Genomic DNA, 15,182 nt, shown 5'->3' with positions numbered 1-15,182 from the left:
TTTATTCCTCCGTAAGCATCTTTTCTTTTTCTTTTGGAGTTAAATCTTCGACAATTTCCACTGGATCGCCTATTTTTAAAATTTTTCCACCACGCATGAGTGCAGCTCTGTCACAAACATCCAACACGAAATCCATATCGTGTGATATGATTACGAATGTTTGGTTGAGTTCGTCCCTAGCCCTCTGAATTGAATCTGTAACTTGAACCCTTGTTATGGGATCCATGGTACCTGTAGGTTCATCTAAAATAATGATGTTAGGTTCCTTGATCAACACTTGGGCTAAAGCTACTCTGTGGCGTTCTCCTCCACTAAGTTCATCAGGATATTTAGTAAGTAAACTGTCGGCATATTCTTCATCAAAACCAACAGCCTTTAAAACATAAATAGCTTTCATCTTCGCGAATTCTGCTGGAAGTTCGAGACTTATGGCCTCAGTTAGATTTCCTAGCACGTTTCTGTGGGGATATAAACTGTACTCTTGGTGTAAAATTCCAAGGTAAGGAATTACACGGCCTCTACCAAAGGGACCTTTTTGTGTCATGTCGATCCAGTTTTCTCCTAATTTAACTTCAATGTTCCCGCTACTGGGTTCAGTCAATCCATACAATATTCTGGACAGTGTGGTTTTTCCGGCTCCGCTTAAACCAACAATTCCAAATATCTCACTTTCCCCAACTTCCAGATCAATTCCGTCAACAGCTTTCACAACACCCCTTTCAATGGAGTAGTAGTGCTTTTTCACTCCTTCCATCTTTATTATGGGCCCTCCAGTTTTGTAGACTTCCTTTTTCTCTGGTAGTGGAACCTGATCCATGAACTTTTTAACAACAGTATCGGGATCTCCTTCAACTATAATTTCTCCCTTTTCAAGCCAGATTACATGGTCTGACAATTTTTTCATTACTTCTGGCCAGTGGGAGGTGATGATCATGGTAGTACCCTTATTTTTTACCCCTTCGATCAAAGCTTGATGAAGCAGTTCAGCTGTTTTAGGGTCGAGTGTACCTGTGGGTTCATCAGCCAAGAATATCATAGGTTCTTTGGCTATTTGTCTTGCAAGCACAACCCTCTGTTTTTCACCACCACTGAGATCTCGGGCAATATGTGTAATTCTGTGGGCCATTTGAGCCATTTCAATTAGATCAATTGCCATGTAAGTACTTTCTTCTTCATCGTGACCAGTTATTGATTTTAAAACGTTATCTATGACAGTATCATCTTCATAAAGTGCGAAGGTTCTTTGAAGCATGATGGAAATTCTGCGCTTAATTGCAGCAAATACCTGCCTTTCACTATTCCAGAAATCAATAGTTTTTAATTCAAATTCACATCCGCACCCACATCCACAGATCTTTCCAGCTGCAGATGGAGGTTCAACCCTGAGACACTCCGGACAAATTGCAACTGTATACAAAATTTGGCCATCATCGGGTCGGTATTCTTTCATTCCACGGAGCATGTTTATGAGTACAGATTTTCCAGAGCCACTCCTTCCAAGGATACCCAAAACTTTTCCTTCATCTATGGTCATATTCAAATTTTTCAAGATTTTAACATCGTTAAAAGATTTTGTGACATTTTTAAGTTCTATAAATGACATTCGACCACCTTCTATGAATTTGAGATTTTTTTAGCCAAAGAAATAACGTTTAATTATTTTGAAAATATTTATTATTAAATTATTTGATTCAAACAATATATAATTTCATGATACATTTTTTTTACATCTTCAAACTACTTGAGAAGTTAGTAACTTCACCTCGTATTAAACAAGGGACATATCAAAGGGTATATTTCCTCTAATCGCGGCTCTGGCAATGGATATTCCATCTGCTCCTGAGGATAACATTTTTCTTGCAGAAGCAATGTCTTTAATTGAGTTGTTTCCAATGACAAATGAATCTGTGTTCCTCTTTACCCATGTTATAAAATCATAATCTGCAGAGTCGTAACCTGGTTTCATGGCATCTACATGAATATAATGGGCTCCAGCATTTTCAATTGCTTCTAATACTTTTAAATAGTTTACTCCTTCTACGTTGGCCCGGATTTTGACAGAAACTTGTTTTGAACATCCCTCAACTGTACCGTGTACCAGGTTGTAAAGTTCATCAGGATAGTTCATGAGAGCCTGTCCATAGCCAGATTTAACAAGTTCTGCCTGTCTGCAGTGGGCATTTATCTCAACAACATCAACTTCAGGAATTTTAGATATTTTTATGATTGGGTCAGGAGTTATTGCACGAAGGTTTACAGACACTCCAACATTTTTATTGGAACCGTCTTTGATGTATTTAGCTTCACTTGTAATATGATTTACCAAGTCGGGCTCTTCTACATGGAATTCTTTCCTGCCCCTTTGAATTATTTTTAATCCCGCATTGATGGATGCTTTTTCTGCATTGTACCCTCCAAGGGTCAGAAGATCAAATCCATAATCTATCATTCCTCTGCAGAATTTTCCATCGGTTACACCGGCCATTGGCGCTAGTACTTCAATGGGTTTCCTCCATAAAATTTTTATGAAAAAAAATTAGAATTAATTGATTTCTATAAATCCAATTTAATTTATTCCTAACTACTCTTCATTTTTCATAACATGCACTAAATTGTATGTAAATCCGCCTCTGATCTCTTCTAGAGCCAGATCTGCTAGATTAGCAGCTTTTTCTGCGGTCGGTGCTTTACCAACACCTGCTTTAAGAGCAATGTTTATTTCATCTTCTATTTCTTCTATGATCTTAAGTAGTCCTTCAGGGTTTAACCCGTTGCATGGAGACATGAAGTTGTCTCCTCCTATGAAGAAAAGAAGCGAACCTTTTTCGATAAGTTTTTTCATTAAAAAGTGTTGGACTCGATTAACTATAAAAGAAGTATCATAGGCAGGGATGATGTCTGTTAAAGAATCTGTAATCCCGTTTATGTCTATGTGTGCTATTTGAACGAAACTTTCGTCAGCTTTCACAAGCCCGTCAATGGCAAGAACTTCAGTCCTATCTTCTGACTGGGCTCCACCATAATTTTGGAGAGCATTTGTTGCTTTGCGCTGTGCTTCGTATGGAGTTTCAGCTGCTCCAACTCCCATACTGATGGTAATTGGGTATCTGTTTCCTATGGATTTTTGAATCCTTTTGTGATCCTCCATATCCACACCGTTTGTAACTGCAAGCATGTTATCGAAACGGGTGAAAAATACAAGTCCTCCCTTAGCTGCAAACTGTCTTTGAAGATCTGCGTAAAGTTCTGATTGCAGAATCTGAAGGTCTGCTTCGGCCCGTGGTGTTGGTGTTACAGTCCATGGACCATAGTTATCGATCTGAATTAGAGTCATTTGAATCATATAATTTCACCCAAACTAATTTTGGCTAACATCATTTTATCTCCGATGTTCTTCATGTTGGTGTTTGTTACTACTGCCTCTGGTATTAGTCTTTCTATTTGATCTTTGTAGTCGACATCCACGAGGTCAATAATGAATTTGTCTAAAAATTTTGAGTACATTTTTGCAACACCAAAACATGATACATCATGTCCTAATGCATTCATAAATTTTGCTGCAGGCCCACTAACAGGAGAATTTCCTATTATTGGGGAAATACCTACAACATAAGCTTTTTCAAGAGTTTTAACCACATGTTTCATGGATATAATTGGCCATAAAGAGGTTATGGGGTTGGAAGGCCCTAAAATAACCATTTCAGATTCTTCAATAGATTCAATTAGACCCGGTGATGGTTCGACTTGGTTGTAGAAAATATCTTTAACATGAGGTTTTCCTTGTTTTTCAATGAGAAATTCATGAAATTTCATTTCACCTTGGTCTGTAACGATGGTTATATTGGATTTATCGTTGCTCATGGGTTTGATTTCTGATTTAATCCCTAAAGCATTTTTCTGAATATTTACAACCGTGGATAATGGATATTTTTCCATGAGCATGGTTTTTTGAATTTTTGTGGCCCTGTCTTTGTCTCCAATTCGAAGAGTTTCAGGGCAGTTGATCTCCTTTAAAGTTTCATGGGTTATAAATGTATCATTCTCAATACCATACCAAGTTTCGGTGTTGATGATCCCTGCTAGGGTATACATTACTGTGTCAATATCTGCAGCAACATAAACCCCGGAAAAGTAATCATTTTCTAGTGTGTTGACAATGATGTTGAGATTTTTTGGATCAGAAACCTTAACAAGACCCTCTAATAATTTGGGGGTACCAGTCCCTCCTGAAAGTACTGTTATCATATTGATCAACTAGTGTTTTTTTACATGTAAAAGTTTTCATCTAAAAACATCGAATTTCTTTGGTCTTAGAATAGGTTTTATATTTGAAGTGGTGGATCTCAATTTTTCAGCGTATTCCACACCTCGTACTATTATGACTGGCAAACCCTCAGCTGCTTGGCCCATTACAATGGAAGCTGCTGATGCCAATTCATCTGCAACAGCTATGGTGGTTGTTTCAAGTTCTCTCTCAAAGAGATCTGTTTCTCCTTGTCTGTTCCAAACTGGATCTATACCAGATACTCCCAGTGCAACTCCAACTGCACCTTCCCTGAATGGACGGCCTTGTGTGTCAGATAATATTACTGCTACATTTTTTCCTGTAGCAGACTCAATGGTTGTCCTAATTATGGAAGCACTCTCATCTGAATCATGGGGAATGGGTTTTAGAAAACCAGTTTCTACATTGGACTCATCAATGCCGGCATTTGCACATACAAAACCATGTTTTGTTTCGGATATTATGAAGTTAGGTCCGACTTTGATAATTTCTACGGATTCATCAATTATTGTTTGAACGATCCTAGGATCCTTCGATGTTTTTTCGGAAATTTCTAGGGCTTGTTCACTGACCTCTATTGAATCCAGTTTTATCAAATTTCCTTCAGCCTTTGAAACCACAGTTTCTGCAACCACAAAAACATCATGATCCATTATTTCAAGACCCTCAGATTTTGCAGCTTCGATGATGATGGTTCCAACATCATCTCCTTGACCTATCATTGGTATGTTTTTAATGCCAATGAGTTTCACACACATTTATACACCTATTAAAAATTTATATTGAACTCAAGTTCCATTTATCTGTTCCAAATGCCGCTGTAGATGTCACAGGATTGGTAAATTCACTGAATTTTCCCTGATCCATGATGTACTGTGCTGCTTCCTGGGCATTGTTTGCATCGTACTTCACTGTTTTCGGTTTAATCTGTTCATAAGTTGAAATGTATGCACAGGTTCCCTTTTCAAGTTTTTCCACAATAAGATCTTCATGGGTAACTATTCCAATATAGGAATCTCCACTAAGGGTTGTGACTCCTGCTATTCTTGGGGTGTTGAAATCATCCTTTTCATAGTCCATTGAAAGTAAGGATAATGCCATTGAATCCCTAATACTCATTCCAGATGCTATTTTATCTGCAATTACGTCAGTGTGCCCTCCGTTTGATACCACTGCCTTATCTTCAATGATTCTAATGGAATTGTATGCTATGTACGGATTTTTAAAAACGTCTTTTTCATTTCCTTCTGTGGGAACTATGGAGACTCTGTCTTCAAATGTTTTTGCGGTTCTGTTTGGAAAAGATCGGCTTGAAACCCTGTAAGCCACAAAATTTCCAGTTTCTGTTGTTCCTAATGCTAAAATTCTTCCTAGATACACGTCATCACCTTTTTTACTTTTAATAATTATTATAAACAGACCATAAAATTTATTGTTAGGATTGTGGAACATTCACTGCTTGTTCAGGAGATATTCCTGCGGGAGCTGTAATGACAATGGCCCCTTCTTTAGCTTTTATGTTGATATCGCCCTGATCAATTACCGAGGTATGAACTGCTATCGCACCATTTCTAATGTCTTTAGACATATCCACACCATTAACTGTGACTGTTTTCAATCCTGCCACTGGGATGAGATAATAATCAGAAGGTCCTGTTGTTTGATTGATCTGTGGTTTTCCAGAGTCAACATCAGCAGATCCTTGAAAGCTTGCTGCAACCATTAAAAATATTAGAATGGTAAAAATAACATCTATAAGGGGCACTAAATTTACCTGGGGACTGCTCTGTTTCAACTTGTTTCTGTATCTGCTTGTATCCAACACCATAATAATTTCCCCACTTCTACTATTTCATACAAATTATTCAATATTTTAAATTTATCACTGCATCAGTTTACTTTCGATGATCTGAGGATCCAAATTGCATTTTTCCTTTACGATATTGTTAATACTTCGATCTAACCTGTTTGGATCGATGGAAATCCATATATTCGCTTCGGGATCCGAGATATGCCTGACTTCAATCACTCCGTTAGATTCTTGAAGGGCTTCAATAGCATTTTCTATGCATGAATCCACTTTTATACGGATTTCTGCAGTTCTCCAATTGGTCATTTTCTTTGCAATATCAATTTTATCGATTTCTTCTTCGATTTTACTGTTGATGTAGGAGTACATGGGCAAAATGACGATGGCAACAGTTAAACCTGCAATGGTAGTTATAAGTGCGATGTATATTCCTTCAGCCATTTGAGAAGTGTTTGCAGAGATTCCCATGGCCTTAAATGTCACCCAAATTCCAATAACTGTACCTATCAAACCAAGCAGTGGTGCTATTTCGATTATGGTTTTAAGGCTGTTTAAACCCTTGGTCATGTTTCCCATTTCGACTATGAAAACCCTTTCCATCGCATCTTCAACCTCTACATTGTTTCTGTAGCCGATCTTAAGGGCTTCAGAAGTTATCTTAGATATAGGGTTTTGATACTTTCCAAGGGAACGAAGGGCCTCAAGGGATCCTCCCCTTTCCATTGAATCATTCACAGTACTCATTATCTGGGGTAAACTGACTTTAGAAACCTTTCTAAGGTACAAAATTTTTTCAAAAGAAAGTATAACGCCGTAAATCCCTATTATTGTAATTATGTAGGTGATTATGCCTCCACTCTTAAACATTTCTAGGATGGTGGCAAAGGAACCCGTAAAAAATTCGATTATCATTTTAGCCTCATTTTTTCAACTGTAGACCAGGATCTTCTGACGAAGATTGGGAGCTCTTTGTAGGGTGTAGCTTTCAAGTATGCAACTGTTTTAGGATCGCTAGGGTAACCCGATCCAATCTCACCAAATTCTTTTTTCAGCCTGGAAATTTCCTGGTCACGTTCAACCTTAGCAACTATGGATGCAGCAGAAACAATGGGGTAAGTATCATCTGCTCCATGTTCTGCAACAACTTTTAGATTCTCTTGAAAATTCTCTATCTCGTTGGTAAATCTTTCTGGTTTAACATCAATGCAGTCTATGTATGAAATGTCGGGATCACAGTTCCCAATGATCTGTTTTATGGCAATCTTTTCGATCTCGTTCAAGTTAACATCCTTGGATCTTAACAGATCAATATCTGCTGCACTTATGTGTACTGGGTGGCAATCAGCAATTTTTTTAATTTTCCTGTATAAAACAATTCTCCTTTTTGGAGTGACTTTTTTAGAATCCTTCAACTTGAGTCTTTCTAGATATTTCAATCTTTCTTCTTCGATTGAAACACCACAAACTACGAGGGGCCCTAAGACTGATCCTCTTCCTGCCTCATCTATACCAACGATCTTCATTTTATTAATACCAAATTTTAAATCAATAACTCAAATTAGATAACCTTTCCTATTCAGTTTTATGTACAATTTTGAATGGAAGATACGACAACTGTTAGGCCAGAAAAATAGTAAATAAAAAAAAAGTAAATAAATTATTTCATAGCTTTTAAACGTACTTCAGGTTCGAGAGCTCTTGGTTCTGCTGCAACTATGGCTGCTCCTTTAGCTACTACTGTCATGGGGTCGTCTGATATTTCGACTGGAACTCCCACTTCCTGATAGATCCTTTCTTTTAAGCCCCTTAACTGTGAGGTTCCACCCACAACAACGGTTTTGTTGTAGACACCGGAAATTAGTTCGGGGGACATGCGTTCAAGAACTACTGCGAGTGCTTCAATAAGATTCTTAACTATTGGTTCAGCAGCATCTGCAACGATTTTAGAATCAATTTCTACCTGTTTAGGTTTGTTGGTTTCCATTGATTTTCCTATGGCTGTGTTGATTAAATTTTCAACATCTGCATCAGAATGGACCATACCTACGGCAATTTTGGCTTTTTCAGCTTCATGTATACCAATTTCTACATTGTAGAGTTCTTTAACCTTTTCCACAATATTTTTATCGATATCATCCCCACCATCCCTGATGGTTTCAATGTCAGTGATTCCTCCGAGGGATATCACAACGATATCACTTGAACCTGCACCTATGTCTATTACCATGGTCCCTGCTGCTTCTGCAATTGGTAAACCTGCACCTATGGCTGCTGAAAGTCCTTCACTTATGACGAGAACATAATTTGCACCAGCTTTAATACCAATCTCTTCAACGGCTCTTTTTTCAACTTCTGATGCATCTCCAGGTATGCCAACAACTATTCTATCTATGCTGGCGTTCTTTTCACCCGAGCCTTTGTCAATGGCATAAACTAAAAGAGCTTCTGCCTGTGCAATACTTTCAATGACACCTTTCCTTAGGGGTCTAACAGCTATGATGTCTTCAGGAGTTCTTCCAAGCATGGATTTTGCTTCTTCACCAACTGCCAGTACGTATGCAGGGTCTTCTTTTTTAACAGCTACCACTGATGGAATTTTATATAAGTCGAATTTATCTCCGGATGGTTTTGCCACAACTGTGTTAAGGGTTCCTAAATCGATCCCTAGAGTGTCTGTGAGGGCTTTCTTTTTAACATCTACTTCATCATTTTTCTTTAGAAAATCGAACATTTCACTCCTCCTTCAAAATTTTGTTGAATTCAATTACAAATATCTTATTAACCTTAGCAATTTCCTTAATTTTAGGAATAACCTCTTCTTCTGCAGAGATTAAAACTGTTGACAATGCTACATCTGCCATTTTAAATAATGGGTCAATAGTGCTGCGCACAAAATCAGGTAAAACATTGGTGATGTAGACATCGGTTTCTATGAAACCGGTAGTTTTGTCTTCAATAAGAAAATTAATATTTAATCGAGACTTTTCACAGTCTCCCATGAATTTTTTAATGGAATTTTCAGGACCCACAGATAAAATTAAATTGGGTTCATTTAATACGTAATATGGGGCTATTTTTAGATATGCACCACCATTCTCTTTGCATAACAAGCTCAAATCTCTAATCTTGTTTATGTCTCCGTGTAACAAAATAAAATCGAATTTTTTGGTTACAAATGATTCTTTGCTATTAATATGTTCTCTGCGAAGGATTTTAACCCTATCCTTGTCAGTGATAGCTGCGTATGCAATGTTATTAACCATCTCTTCATTTCCAGCTATAACGCACCATATTTCGTCGGATTCCTGCATGGTGGAAACTTTGGCAGCTTGTCTCAAGGTTTTTATCTTATTCTCTATCATTTTTACCACGCTTACAGTTTGTGGAAAGATTCATTGATCGATAAATTAATGAAAATTTTCTAATATTATACTCTGATACCTTCCAGATTCAAAATCTAAATGTAAACATCAATGTGTTATTTCCGATGTATATACTCTTATATATTAATTGATCTATTTTAGAATCTAATTTAAATAAACTTCTATAAAAATTTTCGAAGCTCTTAAAAGAAACATTAAAAAAATCTACAGATTCGTTCCTTTCCATCAGCCTTAAATTTTAACTTTTGTTTACAGTCAATTAGCAAATAAAAAAAATCTTAGATCTGTTTGGAAAGAATCATCAATCACCTTAGGATAATATTCAGCCAATATTTGGCAGAATTTCGTTGTTTTTAATTGAAATTTTTTGAAATTATTATATTCATTCGAATCTATTGATTTTAATATTACATTATATAAACTTTTAGGTATCAATTGACATAATAGTTTAGTTAGCACATCATAAATTGATGGTTTGTTACAATTATAATTTATTTAAAAATTTGAGTATGATATTTATTAGTTAGTAGATTTAATAAAATAACAAAATTTACAGATTCAAGGTCTAATATTAGTATAATTGTTATCCAATAAATATATTAACGGGATTATTTAAAGTGGGGAATTTATAGTGTTTGTTAAAGGTTTATCAAAAAAGAAAATTGGAATTTTATTAACCATTGCTGTGTTGCCTTTCCTTTTTGGTTACTTTATCATTAGTTTCATCATTTTTTCAATAATAGCATTTTTCATGCAGTTTTTCAGAGATCCCCAGAGAAAAATTCCTGATGGGGATGGAGTGGTTGTTGCACCTGCAGATGGTAAAGTACTGCAGGGAAAAATTGACTTCTTAAGGATAGTTACTGTGCAGGATGATCCTGTTATGGGAAAAATATTGAAGGATGGGGAAAAGGGAATTTTAATTAGCACATTCATGTCGCCATTTGATGTTCATGTGCAGAGAGCTCCTGTTTCTGGTAAGATTTTGGAAACTAAATATTATCCTGGTAAATTTAAAATTGCCATGGGAGATGTTCACACAGTAAACGAAAAAAATTTAATTGTTATTGATTCAGAGTATGGAAAAGTCGGAGTGATACAGATTGCAGGCTTTGTTGCCAGGAGAATTGTACAGTATGTGCAGCCTGGGGATACAGTTACGATAGGTGACAGGTTGGGAATGATAAGATTTGGATCCCGTGTTAATTTAATAATTCCCTACGATAAATTTAGGGTGATGGTTTTTGAAGGGGAAAAACCAACAGCAGGGGAGACTATAATGGCAATGTTCAACAGTGAATTGAATGCGAACTGAAATATTTTAATTGGAGTTTTTTAGAATGAATATCAAAAATTTTATGTCCTACGCAGATTTGGTTTCGCTAGCCAATGCGTCTTTTGGATTTTTATCGATAGTAATGGCTTTTAAAGGGTATTTGGACCTTGCAGCACAGTTTATGTTGATTGCAGTCATTTTTGATTCGCTTGATGGTTGGGTTGCAAGAAGAACAAAAAGAGTAGATCAGTATGGATTTGGAGAAAATATTGACTCATTATCTGATGTAATTTCTTTCGGTGTTGCACCGGGAATGCTTTTGATTACAGCTACTTCAACGTTTGGGATACCATACCTTAATATAGGAGTAGCACTCCTAATACTATTATGTGGGGTATTAAGACTTGCAAGGTTTAATGTAATTGTTAATTCGGGTGAAGTTAAGGATGAAAAATTTGTGGGCTTACCCATACCAACAACTGCTTTGATCCTGGGATCATTTTATCTTTCAGGCTTTTTCCAAGCAGATTTGGCAATGCTCATAATGGTTGTGATATCATTGATGATGGTTAGTACAGTTGAGTATCCTAAATTTAGGAGTAGCAGCGTAGTTGTTATTGGTAGTTTGTTGATATTTTTAACGTTACTGCCTCAGAACTTTTCATCAATAATTGCAAATATTCCTGCAAAGCTTTTATTCATTGTCTCTTTAATATATTTAATAACGGTACCTTTTATGGGTTTATACTCCAAGCTCCGCAGAAGTGGTCCAAATGTTAGATAAGATATTAGGAAAAAAAGATAAAGATAAGAATGACACGCCTGATCTCCGAAAAAATGGCAAAAAACCTGATTCGGATAATTCAGATATAGGTGGTCGTTTGAAAGACATGGTGGGTAAGGTCTCTGGTAAGCCCAAGGACGACGACACTGATACGAGTAAGTCTGATTCTAAGCTAAATAGTTCATCTAAGCCTAAAATTGTTTCGAAGAAACCAGCTGCTGAGCGAAAAATGCCTCGGCCAATAACTAAACCAACATCCAAACCAATAGATTCTAAGCCTAGATTAAGAACTCCTGAGAAAAAGAAATCCGGGGGATTGGCTGGGATTGGAGGAGGATTTGGGAAAAAACTTCCTGAAGATGATCAAAGGACTCTAGTTGGTGCTGCTGTTTTTGGAATTATTTTGATCATTCTGGTAGGGGCTGGCTATTATTTCTTAGTTTATGGTCCGTACCAAGATACACTAAACAGTGCTAAAATGGCCAAGATAAATGAAGTAAACTCTTATTTCAAAGGAGCATTATCTGCTGATCCACATAAAACTCTTCTTCTAGCTGACATTGATTCAGGGCAAACACCTGATCAGGTTCTTGCTGTAGATGTTATAGGACCTGCAACCAGTGCTTGGAGAGATTATCAGAATCAACAGATAAATCTTAAGAAGGATCCATATAACCGGGTTCAAATAAGTTATTCCGTTCCTTCACAAACAGGTGGTGGAACCAACGGAACAGCAGCCGACACATCTACTTCGAGTGCGGGTACATCTAGTGCTAATGTTAAAAACTTGATATTAAACACCACTGCCGCGGGAATAATTGTAAATGAAGCAGATGCAAGTGTACTTGCTAACATGGAAATTGTTACCCCAGATACTGTTGCGGTTCCAGTTTACATTTCAAGAATACAGGCTGCGGGTGGTTTAATTAACGTTGGTGATTCAGTTGATGTTTATCAGAATGTGAACACTTCTCAAACAACTTCATCTGGTAACAACACCACACAGGCACAACCAACAACCACCACCACCACAACGTCATCACCAGAAATAAGTGGAGCTACTGTGTTAGCTATACTTAGGGACACATCTAATGGTATTTACACTTCAACTGATGCAAACCTAACACATCAACAACAATTTTCAGTTAACGGTGCTGGGGTTTCCACATTAACCAGTCAATCTGCTCAGGGTAATGTTGAGGCACTTTTAAAGGCAGGTGCATCGAGAAACTGGAATGAAGCTCAGATCACTTCTCTCCTGAATGCGTATGGTTGGAGGTTATCAGACTTTGAAAGGGTTTCGAATCTAGGAGATCTAACCAACAATTACCTGGTTGTTCTGGAAGTACCGAGGGAAAATGCATTGTGGGTTATTCAAAACGACAATGTTGTGGCAGGTTCAAGTCTTTATCTTGTTGTTCCAACTCAAAGGGCTCCTGAATGGATGATAACAGAACTCCATCAGATATATGGTTCATAGAACTAAAAAAAAATTTTTAGAAGGTCTGCAGGTTTATGCAGATCTTATCTTTACTTTGTTTCAAGGGTAATGGGGATATAAAATGGATCTTAACAATATTTACATTATTTCTGTAGCTATTCTAGTCTTAATAGTAGGATTAGCATCATCCAATATGGTATCAGCAGAAACATTTGGTGAAAGTAACGATCAACAGGCATGGATACAGGGTACAGGATCCACGCTACAGTTCACCTACCTTCAAGCTACCATCAGCTTAACTGTTCACAACAACAACGATCATGCTGAGTTCTTCAAGGTCAGCCAACAGTACACTGGTGATGGAACTGTGACTGTTACAGGAACTAATTCATCTGCCATTGATTGGGTCATCTTGTCAACCAATCCTTCTGCAATCAGAATGATAAATTCCATCAATCCTGCAGGGGATTTGGGATGGGAAATTGATGCGGGACAGACAAAAACTGTGACATTTGCACTCAAGGAAAGTAACCCTCCAGCACCTTGGTATATCCAAAGGGGAGACTCAGCTAATACTTTCTGGCCAACAGTAAATGATCCAGGATTAACATCAAGCTGGTTCCTTCCAAACGAATTAGAATATTTAAACCCTAATTTACAAGTTGTTAAATGGCAGGGAACATTTTTCTTCTATCTCAAAAATATGGTAGCTTCTGGTCCTAGGGTTGAAGGTTTAGTTAGGGCTCCAATAGTACCAATGAACTCTGTTTTAACCAGTAGTTCTCCTACAGTGAGTTATATTGATAATGAGAATCCAAGTGCTCAGACAGCTGCATGGGATGTTACATTGTACCCTGGTCAAACCAAGGGATACTCCTACACTTACACTTATCCAAATGGCACATCTGTAACACCGGCTAACAAAAAGACAGGTTCCACACAAATTAACGATCCGAGCCATGGAAATGCTTCATCAACGCTACCAACTAAAAATACTGGGGTGCCGTGGGGATTATTCCTTATAGGTGGGATTATTATAGCTTGTGGTATAATTTACGCTAGAGTGCTACGATAAATTTATTAGTTGGGAGTTCATTAAGATCAAAGAACTATGAAACTCTCAACTTTATTCGTTTTAATTGGAATAGTAATCATATCCCTCTACTGTTTGATTGAAGTGAGCTATTACTCATCGTCAGACAACAGTTCCCAAAACAGCACAAATACTCCGTACATAGAAATTCCATCTATAAATGTAGATCAAGCAATTAACAATAAATCAGTGGATTATGGAATTTATTACGATCCACAATCTGCTAAACCAAGTTTTGGAACCACTGCCCTTTTTGGACACAGGACCTTTCATGGATCACCATTTTTAAATCTTGACAAACTCAAGACTGGTGATAACATCACTGTGGCGTGGCCAGGAATAGGAAATGTTGAGTACGCTGTTGTTAATTCAACAGTAGTAGATGATTCATACAGATTAAACATTGAACAGGGAAATAAACTGTTTTTAATAACCTGTTATCCATTGGGATCCGATGCACAGCGGCTCATAATAGAAGCTAATCAGGTATCTATTTATCCAATTAACAATTCCCAACCCCACAGTACAGAGCCTCCATATGGAATATTTATTGTGGTTGGCTTCTTTGTTGGTGGCATGATCTTGAGTTTTTTGTATCCTATAAAGGATGATCAGTACATTATATTTTTAGTAGTTGTAGCCATCACAGCATTTCTGGTTCTGGCGTACTTGTTTCCCATTCCTCCAGATGCAATTGAATCTCAACTATCATGGTTTAATAATTTGTTAGGTGTTTAAAGTGAATGCAGAAGAAAAGTACTTTAATAATATAACAAACAGAGAAAGAGCTATTTTTGAAGGGGCTATAACAATGGGGGCTTTGTTCCATCAGTTTGTTGGGACGCCTGTCAATATTGATTCTGTTGAATCACTTGAAAAAGCAATTGAAGCCGCCATGTCTGTTCAACCATGTGTTTTTAGGGTTGAAGTAGTAATAGATCGTAAAAAACTGGAAGAAATTTCTAATGAATTTGATTATGTTTCTTTAACTGGTGAAATGTTGGATGTGAAGGTAACTACGGTCTGCTCTGATAAACAAGCTTTAATCAGATTGAAGTTTGTATCAGAACTAAATTATCCCCTTATGTACGTTGAGGATGTTGATTAAAG

At 37.1% G+C, this 15,182-nt stretch carries 17 protein-coding genes; 6 read left to right on the top strand and 11 right to left on the bottom strand.

The annotated features are described in order from the left end of the window. Window position 1 precedes the first annotated feature (1 nt). From atwA to METBO_RS12030, 11 genes are all read right to left on the bottom strand, one after another. Entirely contained in the window at window positions 2–1,603 is a 1,602-nt protein-coding gene (gene atwA, locus METBO_RS12080) for a methyl coenzyme M reductase system, component A2 (RefSeq protein ID WP_013646003.1), read from the bottom strand. 165 nt (window positions 1,604–1,768) lie between these two features. Continuing rightward, window positions 1,769–2,485, bottom strand: a complete 717-nt coding sequence (locus tag METBO_RS12075; protein WP_013646002.1) for an MJ0144 family RNA dihydrouridine synthase-like protein — start codon at window positions 2,483–2,485, stop codon at window positions 1,769–1,771. A gap of 96 nt (window positions 2,486–2,581) precedes the next feature. Next, entirely contained in the window at window positions 2,582–3,343 is a 762-nt protein-coding gene (locus METBO_RS12070; RefSeq protein ID WP_013646001.1) for a GTP cyclohydrolase III, read from the bottom strand. Next, window positions 3,340–4,245: a 2-phospho-L-lactate transferase gene (gene cofD / locus METBO_RS12065; protein ID WP_013646000.1), complete on the bottom strand. Its 906-nt coding sequence runs from the start codon at window positions 4,243–4,245 to the stop codon at window positions 3,340–3,342. The genes METBO_RS12070 and cofD overlap by 4 nt, the downstream gene beginning before the upstream one ends. A 36-nt stretch (window positions 4,246–4,281) precedes the next feature. Further along, window positions 4,282–5,043, bottom strand: a complete 762-nt coding sequence (locus tag METBO_RS12060; protein WP_013645999.1) for a coenzyme F420-0:L-glutamate ligase — start codon at window positions 5,041–5,043, stop codon at window positions 4,282–4,284. A 19-nt stretch (window positions 5,044–5,062) separates the two neighbouring features. Beyond that, a complete protein-coding gene (locus METBO_RS12055) occupies window positions 5,063–5,665 on the bottom strand; it encodes an IMP cyclohydrolase (RefSeq protein WP_048186801.1) in 603 nt (200 codons plus the stop codon). Window positions 5,666–5,720: 55 nt separating this feature from the next. Continuing rightward, window positions 5,721–6,113 carry an ExbD/TolR family protein gene (locus METBO_RS12050; protein ID WP_013645997.1) on the bottom strand — a complete coding sequence of 131 codons (393 nt, stop codon included), beginning with the start codon at window positions 6,111–6,113 and terminating at the stop codon, window positions 5,721–5,723. A 54-nt stretch (window positions 6,114–6,167) separates the two neighbouring features. Beyond that, a complete protein-coding gene (locus tag METBO_RS12045) occupies window positions 6,168–7,007 on the bottom strand; it encodes a MotA/TolQ/ExbB proton channel family protein (protein ID WP_013645996.1) in 840 nt (279 codons plus the stop codon). After that, window positions 7,004–7,618, bottom strand: coding sequence for a ribonuclease HII (gene rnhB / locus METBO_RS12040; RefSeq protein WP_013645995.1), 615 nt, complete (start codon window positions 7,616–7,618; stop codon window positions 7,004–7,006). Before rnhB ends, METBO_RS12045 begins: the two co-directional genes overlap by 4 nt. A 134-nt stretch (window positions 7,619–7,752) precedes the next feature. Continuing rightward, the gene (locus METBO_RS12035; RefSeq protein WP_013645994.1) at window positions 7,753–8,826 is read right to left on the bottom strand and encodes a rod shape-determining protein; all 1,074 of its coding nucleotides are present in this window, start codon (window positions 8,824–8,826) and stop codon (window positions 7,753–7,755) included. A 1-nt stretch (window position 8,827) separates the two neighbouring features. Continuing rightward, entirely contained in the window at window positions 8,828–9,457 is a 630-nt protein-coding gene (locus METBO_RS12030; RefSeq protein WP_013645993.1) for a hypothetical protein, read from the bottom strand. Between the two features lie 652 nt (window positions 9,458–10,109). Here METBO_RS12030 and METBO_RS12025 point away from each other — a divergent pair. The 6 genes from METBO_RS12025 (at window position 10,110) to METBO_RS12000 (ending at window position 15,180) form a co-directional block, all read left to right on the top strand. Then, a complete protein-coding gene (locus METBO_RS12025) occupies window positions 10,110–10,793 on the top strand; it encodes an archaetidylserine decarboxylase (RefSeq protein ID WP_013645992.1) in 684 nt (227 codons plus the stop codon). Between the two features lie 25 nt (window positions 10,794–10,818). Further along, entirely contained in the window at window positions 10,819–11,538 is a 720-nt protein-coding gene (locus METBO_RS12020; protein WP_013645991.1) for an archaetidylserine synthase, read from the top strand. Further along, window positions 11,528–13,018 carry a DUF515 domain-containing protein gene (locus METBO_RS12015; protein ID WP_013645990.1) on the top strand — a complete coding sequence of 497 codons (1,491 nt, stop codon included), beginning with the start codon at window positions 11,528–11,530 and terminating at the stop codon, window positions 13,016–13,018. Before METBO_RS12020 ends, METBO_RS12015 begins: the two co-directional genes overlap by 11 nt. An 82-nt stretch (window positions 13,019–13,100) precedes the next feature. After that, entirely contained in the window at window positions 13,101–14,054 is a 954-nt protein-coding gene (locus tag METBO_RS12010) for a hypothetical protein (protein WP_013645989.1), read from the top strand. Window positions 14,055–14,090: 36 nt separating this feature from the next. Then, window positions 14,091–14,810: a sortase gene (locus METBO_RS12005; protein ID WP_013645988.1), complete on the top strand. Its 720-nt coding sequence runs from the start codon at window positions 14,091–14,093 to the stop codon at window positions 14,808–14,810. 1 nt (window position 14,811) lies between these two features. Next, on the top strand, window positions 14,812–15,180 hold the full coding sequence (locus METBO_RS12000) for a dihydroneopterin aldolase family protein (protein WP_013645987.1): 369 nt from the start codon (window positions 14,812–14,814) through the stop codon (window positions 15,178–15,180). Window positions 15,181–15,182 lie beyond the last annotated feature (2 nt).

The organism is Methanobacterium lacus (assembly GCF_000191585.1).
GTDB lineage: Archaea > Methanobacteriota > Methanobacteria > Methanobacteriales > Methanobacteriaceae > Methanobacterium_B > Methanobacterium_B lacus.
Note: the sequence above shows the minus strand (reverse complement) of the source record. Positions and strands in the feature narration are given on the sequence as shown.

Bases quoted from the DNA above. Each gene is read 5' to 3' on its own strand.
- METBO_RS12035 (WP_013645994.1), bottom strand. From the start codon at position 8,826: ATGTTCGATTTTCTAAAGAAAAATGATGAAGTAGATGTTAAAAAGAAA.
- METBO_RS12045 (WP_013645996.1), bottom strand. From the start codon at position 7,007: ATGATAATCGAATTTTTTACGGGTTCCTTTGCCACCATCCTAGAAATG.
- METBO_RS12020 (WP_013645991.1), top strand. From the start codon at position 10,819: ATGAATATCAAAAATTTTATGTCCTACGCAGATTTGGTTTCGCTAGCC.
- METBO_RS12070 (WP_013646001.1), bottom strand. From the start codon at position 3,343: ATGATTCAAATGACTCTAATTCAGATCGATAACTATGGTCCATGGACT.
- METBO_RS12075 (WP_013646002.1), bottom strand. From the start codon at position 2,485: ATGGCCGGTGTAACCGATGGAAAATTCTGCAGAGGAATGATAGATTAT.
- METBO_RS12050 (WP_013645997.1), bottom strand. From the start codon at position 6,113: ATGGTGTTGGATACAAGCAGATACAGAAACAAGTTGAAACAGAGCAGT.
- atwA (WP_013646003.1), bottom strand. From the start codon at position 1,603: ATGTCATTTATAGAACTTAAAAATGTCACAAAATCTTTTAACGATGTT.
- METBO_RS12010 (WP_013645989.1), top strand. From the start codon at position 13,101: ATGGATCTTAACAATATTTACATTATTTCTGTAGCTATTCTAGTCTTA.
- rnhB (WP_013645995.1), bottom strand. From the start codon at position 7,618: ATGAAGATCGTTGGTATAGATGAGGCAGGAAGAGGATCAGTCTTAGGG.
- METBO_RS12030 (WP_013645993.1), bottom strand. From the start codon at position 9,457: ATGATAGAGAATAAGATAAAAACCTTGAGACAAGCTGCCAAAGTTTCC.
- METBO_RS12015 (WP_013645990.1), top strand. From the start codon at position 11,528: ATGTTAGATAAGATATTAGGAAAAAAAGATAAAGATAAGAATGACACG.
- cofD (WP_013646000.1), bottom strand. From the start codon at position 4,245: ATGATAACAGTACTTTCAGGAGGGACTGGTACCCCCAAATTATTAGAG.
- METBO_RS12060 (WP_013645999.1), bottom strand. From the start codon at position 5,043: ATGTGTGTGAAACTCATTGGCATTAAAAACATACCAATGATAGGTCAA.
- METBO_RS12005 (WP_013645988.1), top strand. From the start codon at position 14,091: ATGAAACTCTCAACTTTATTCGTTTTAATTGGAATAGTAATCATATCC.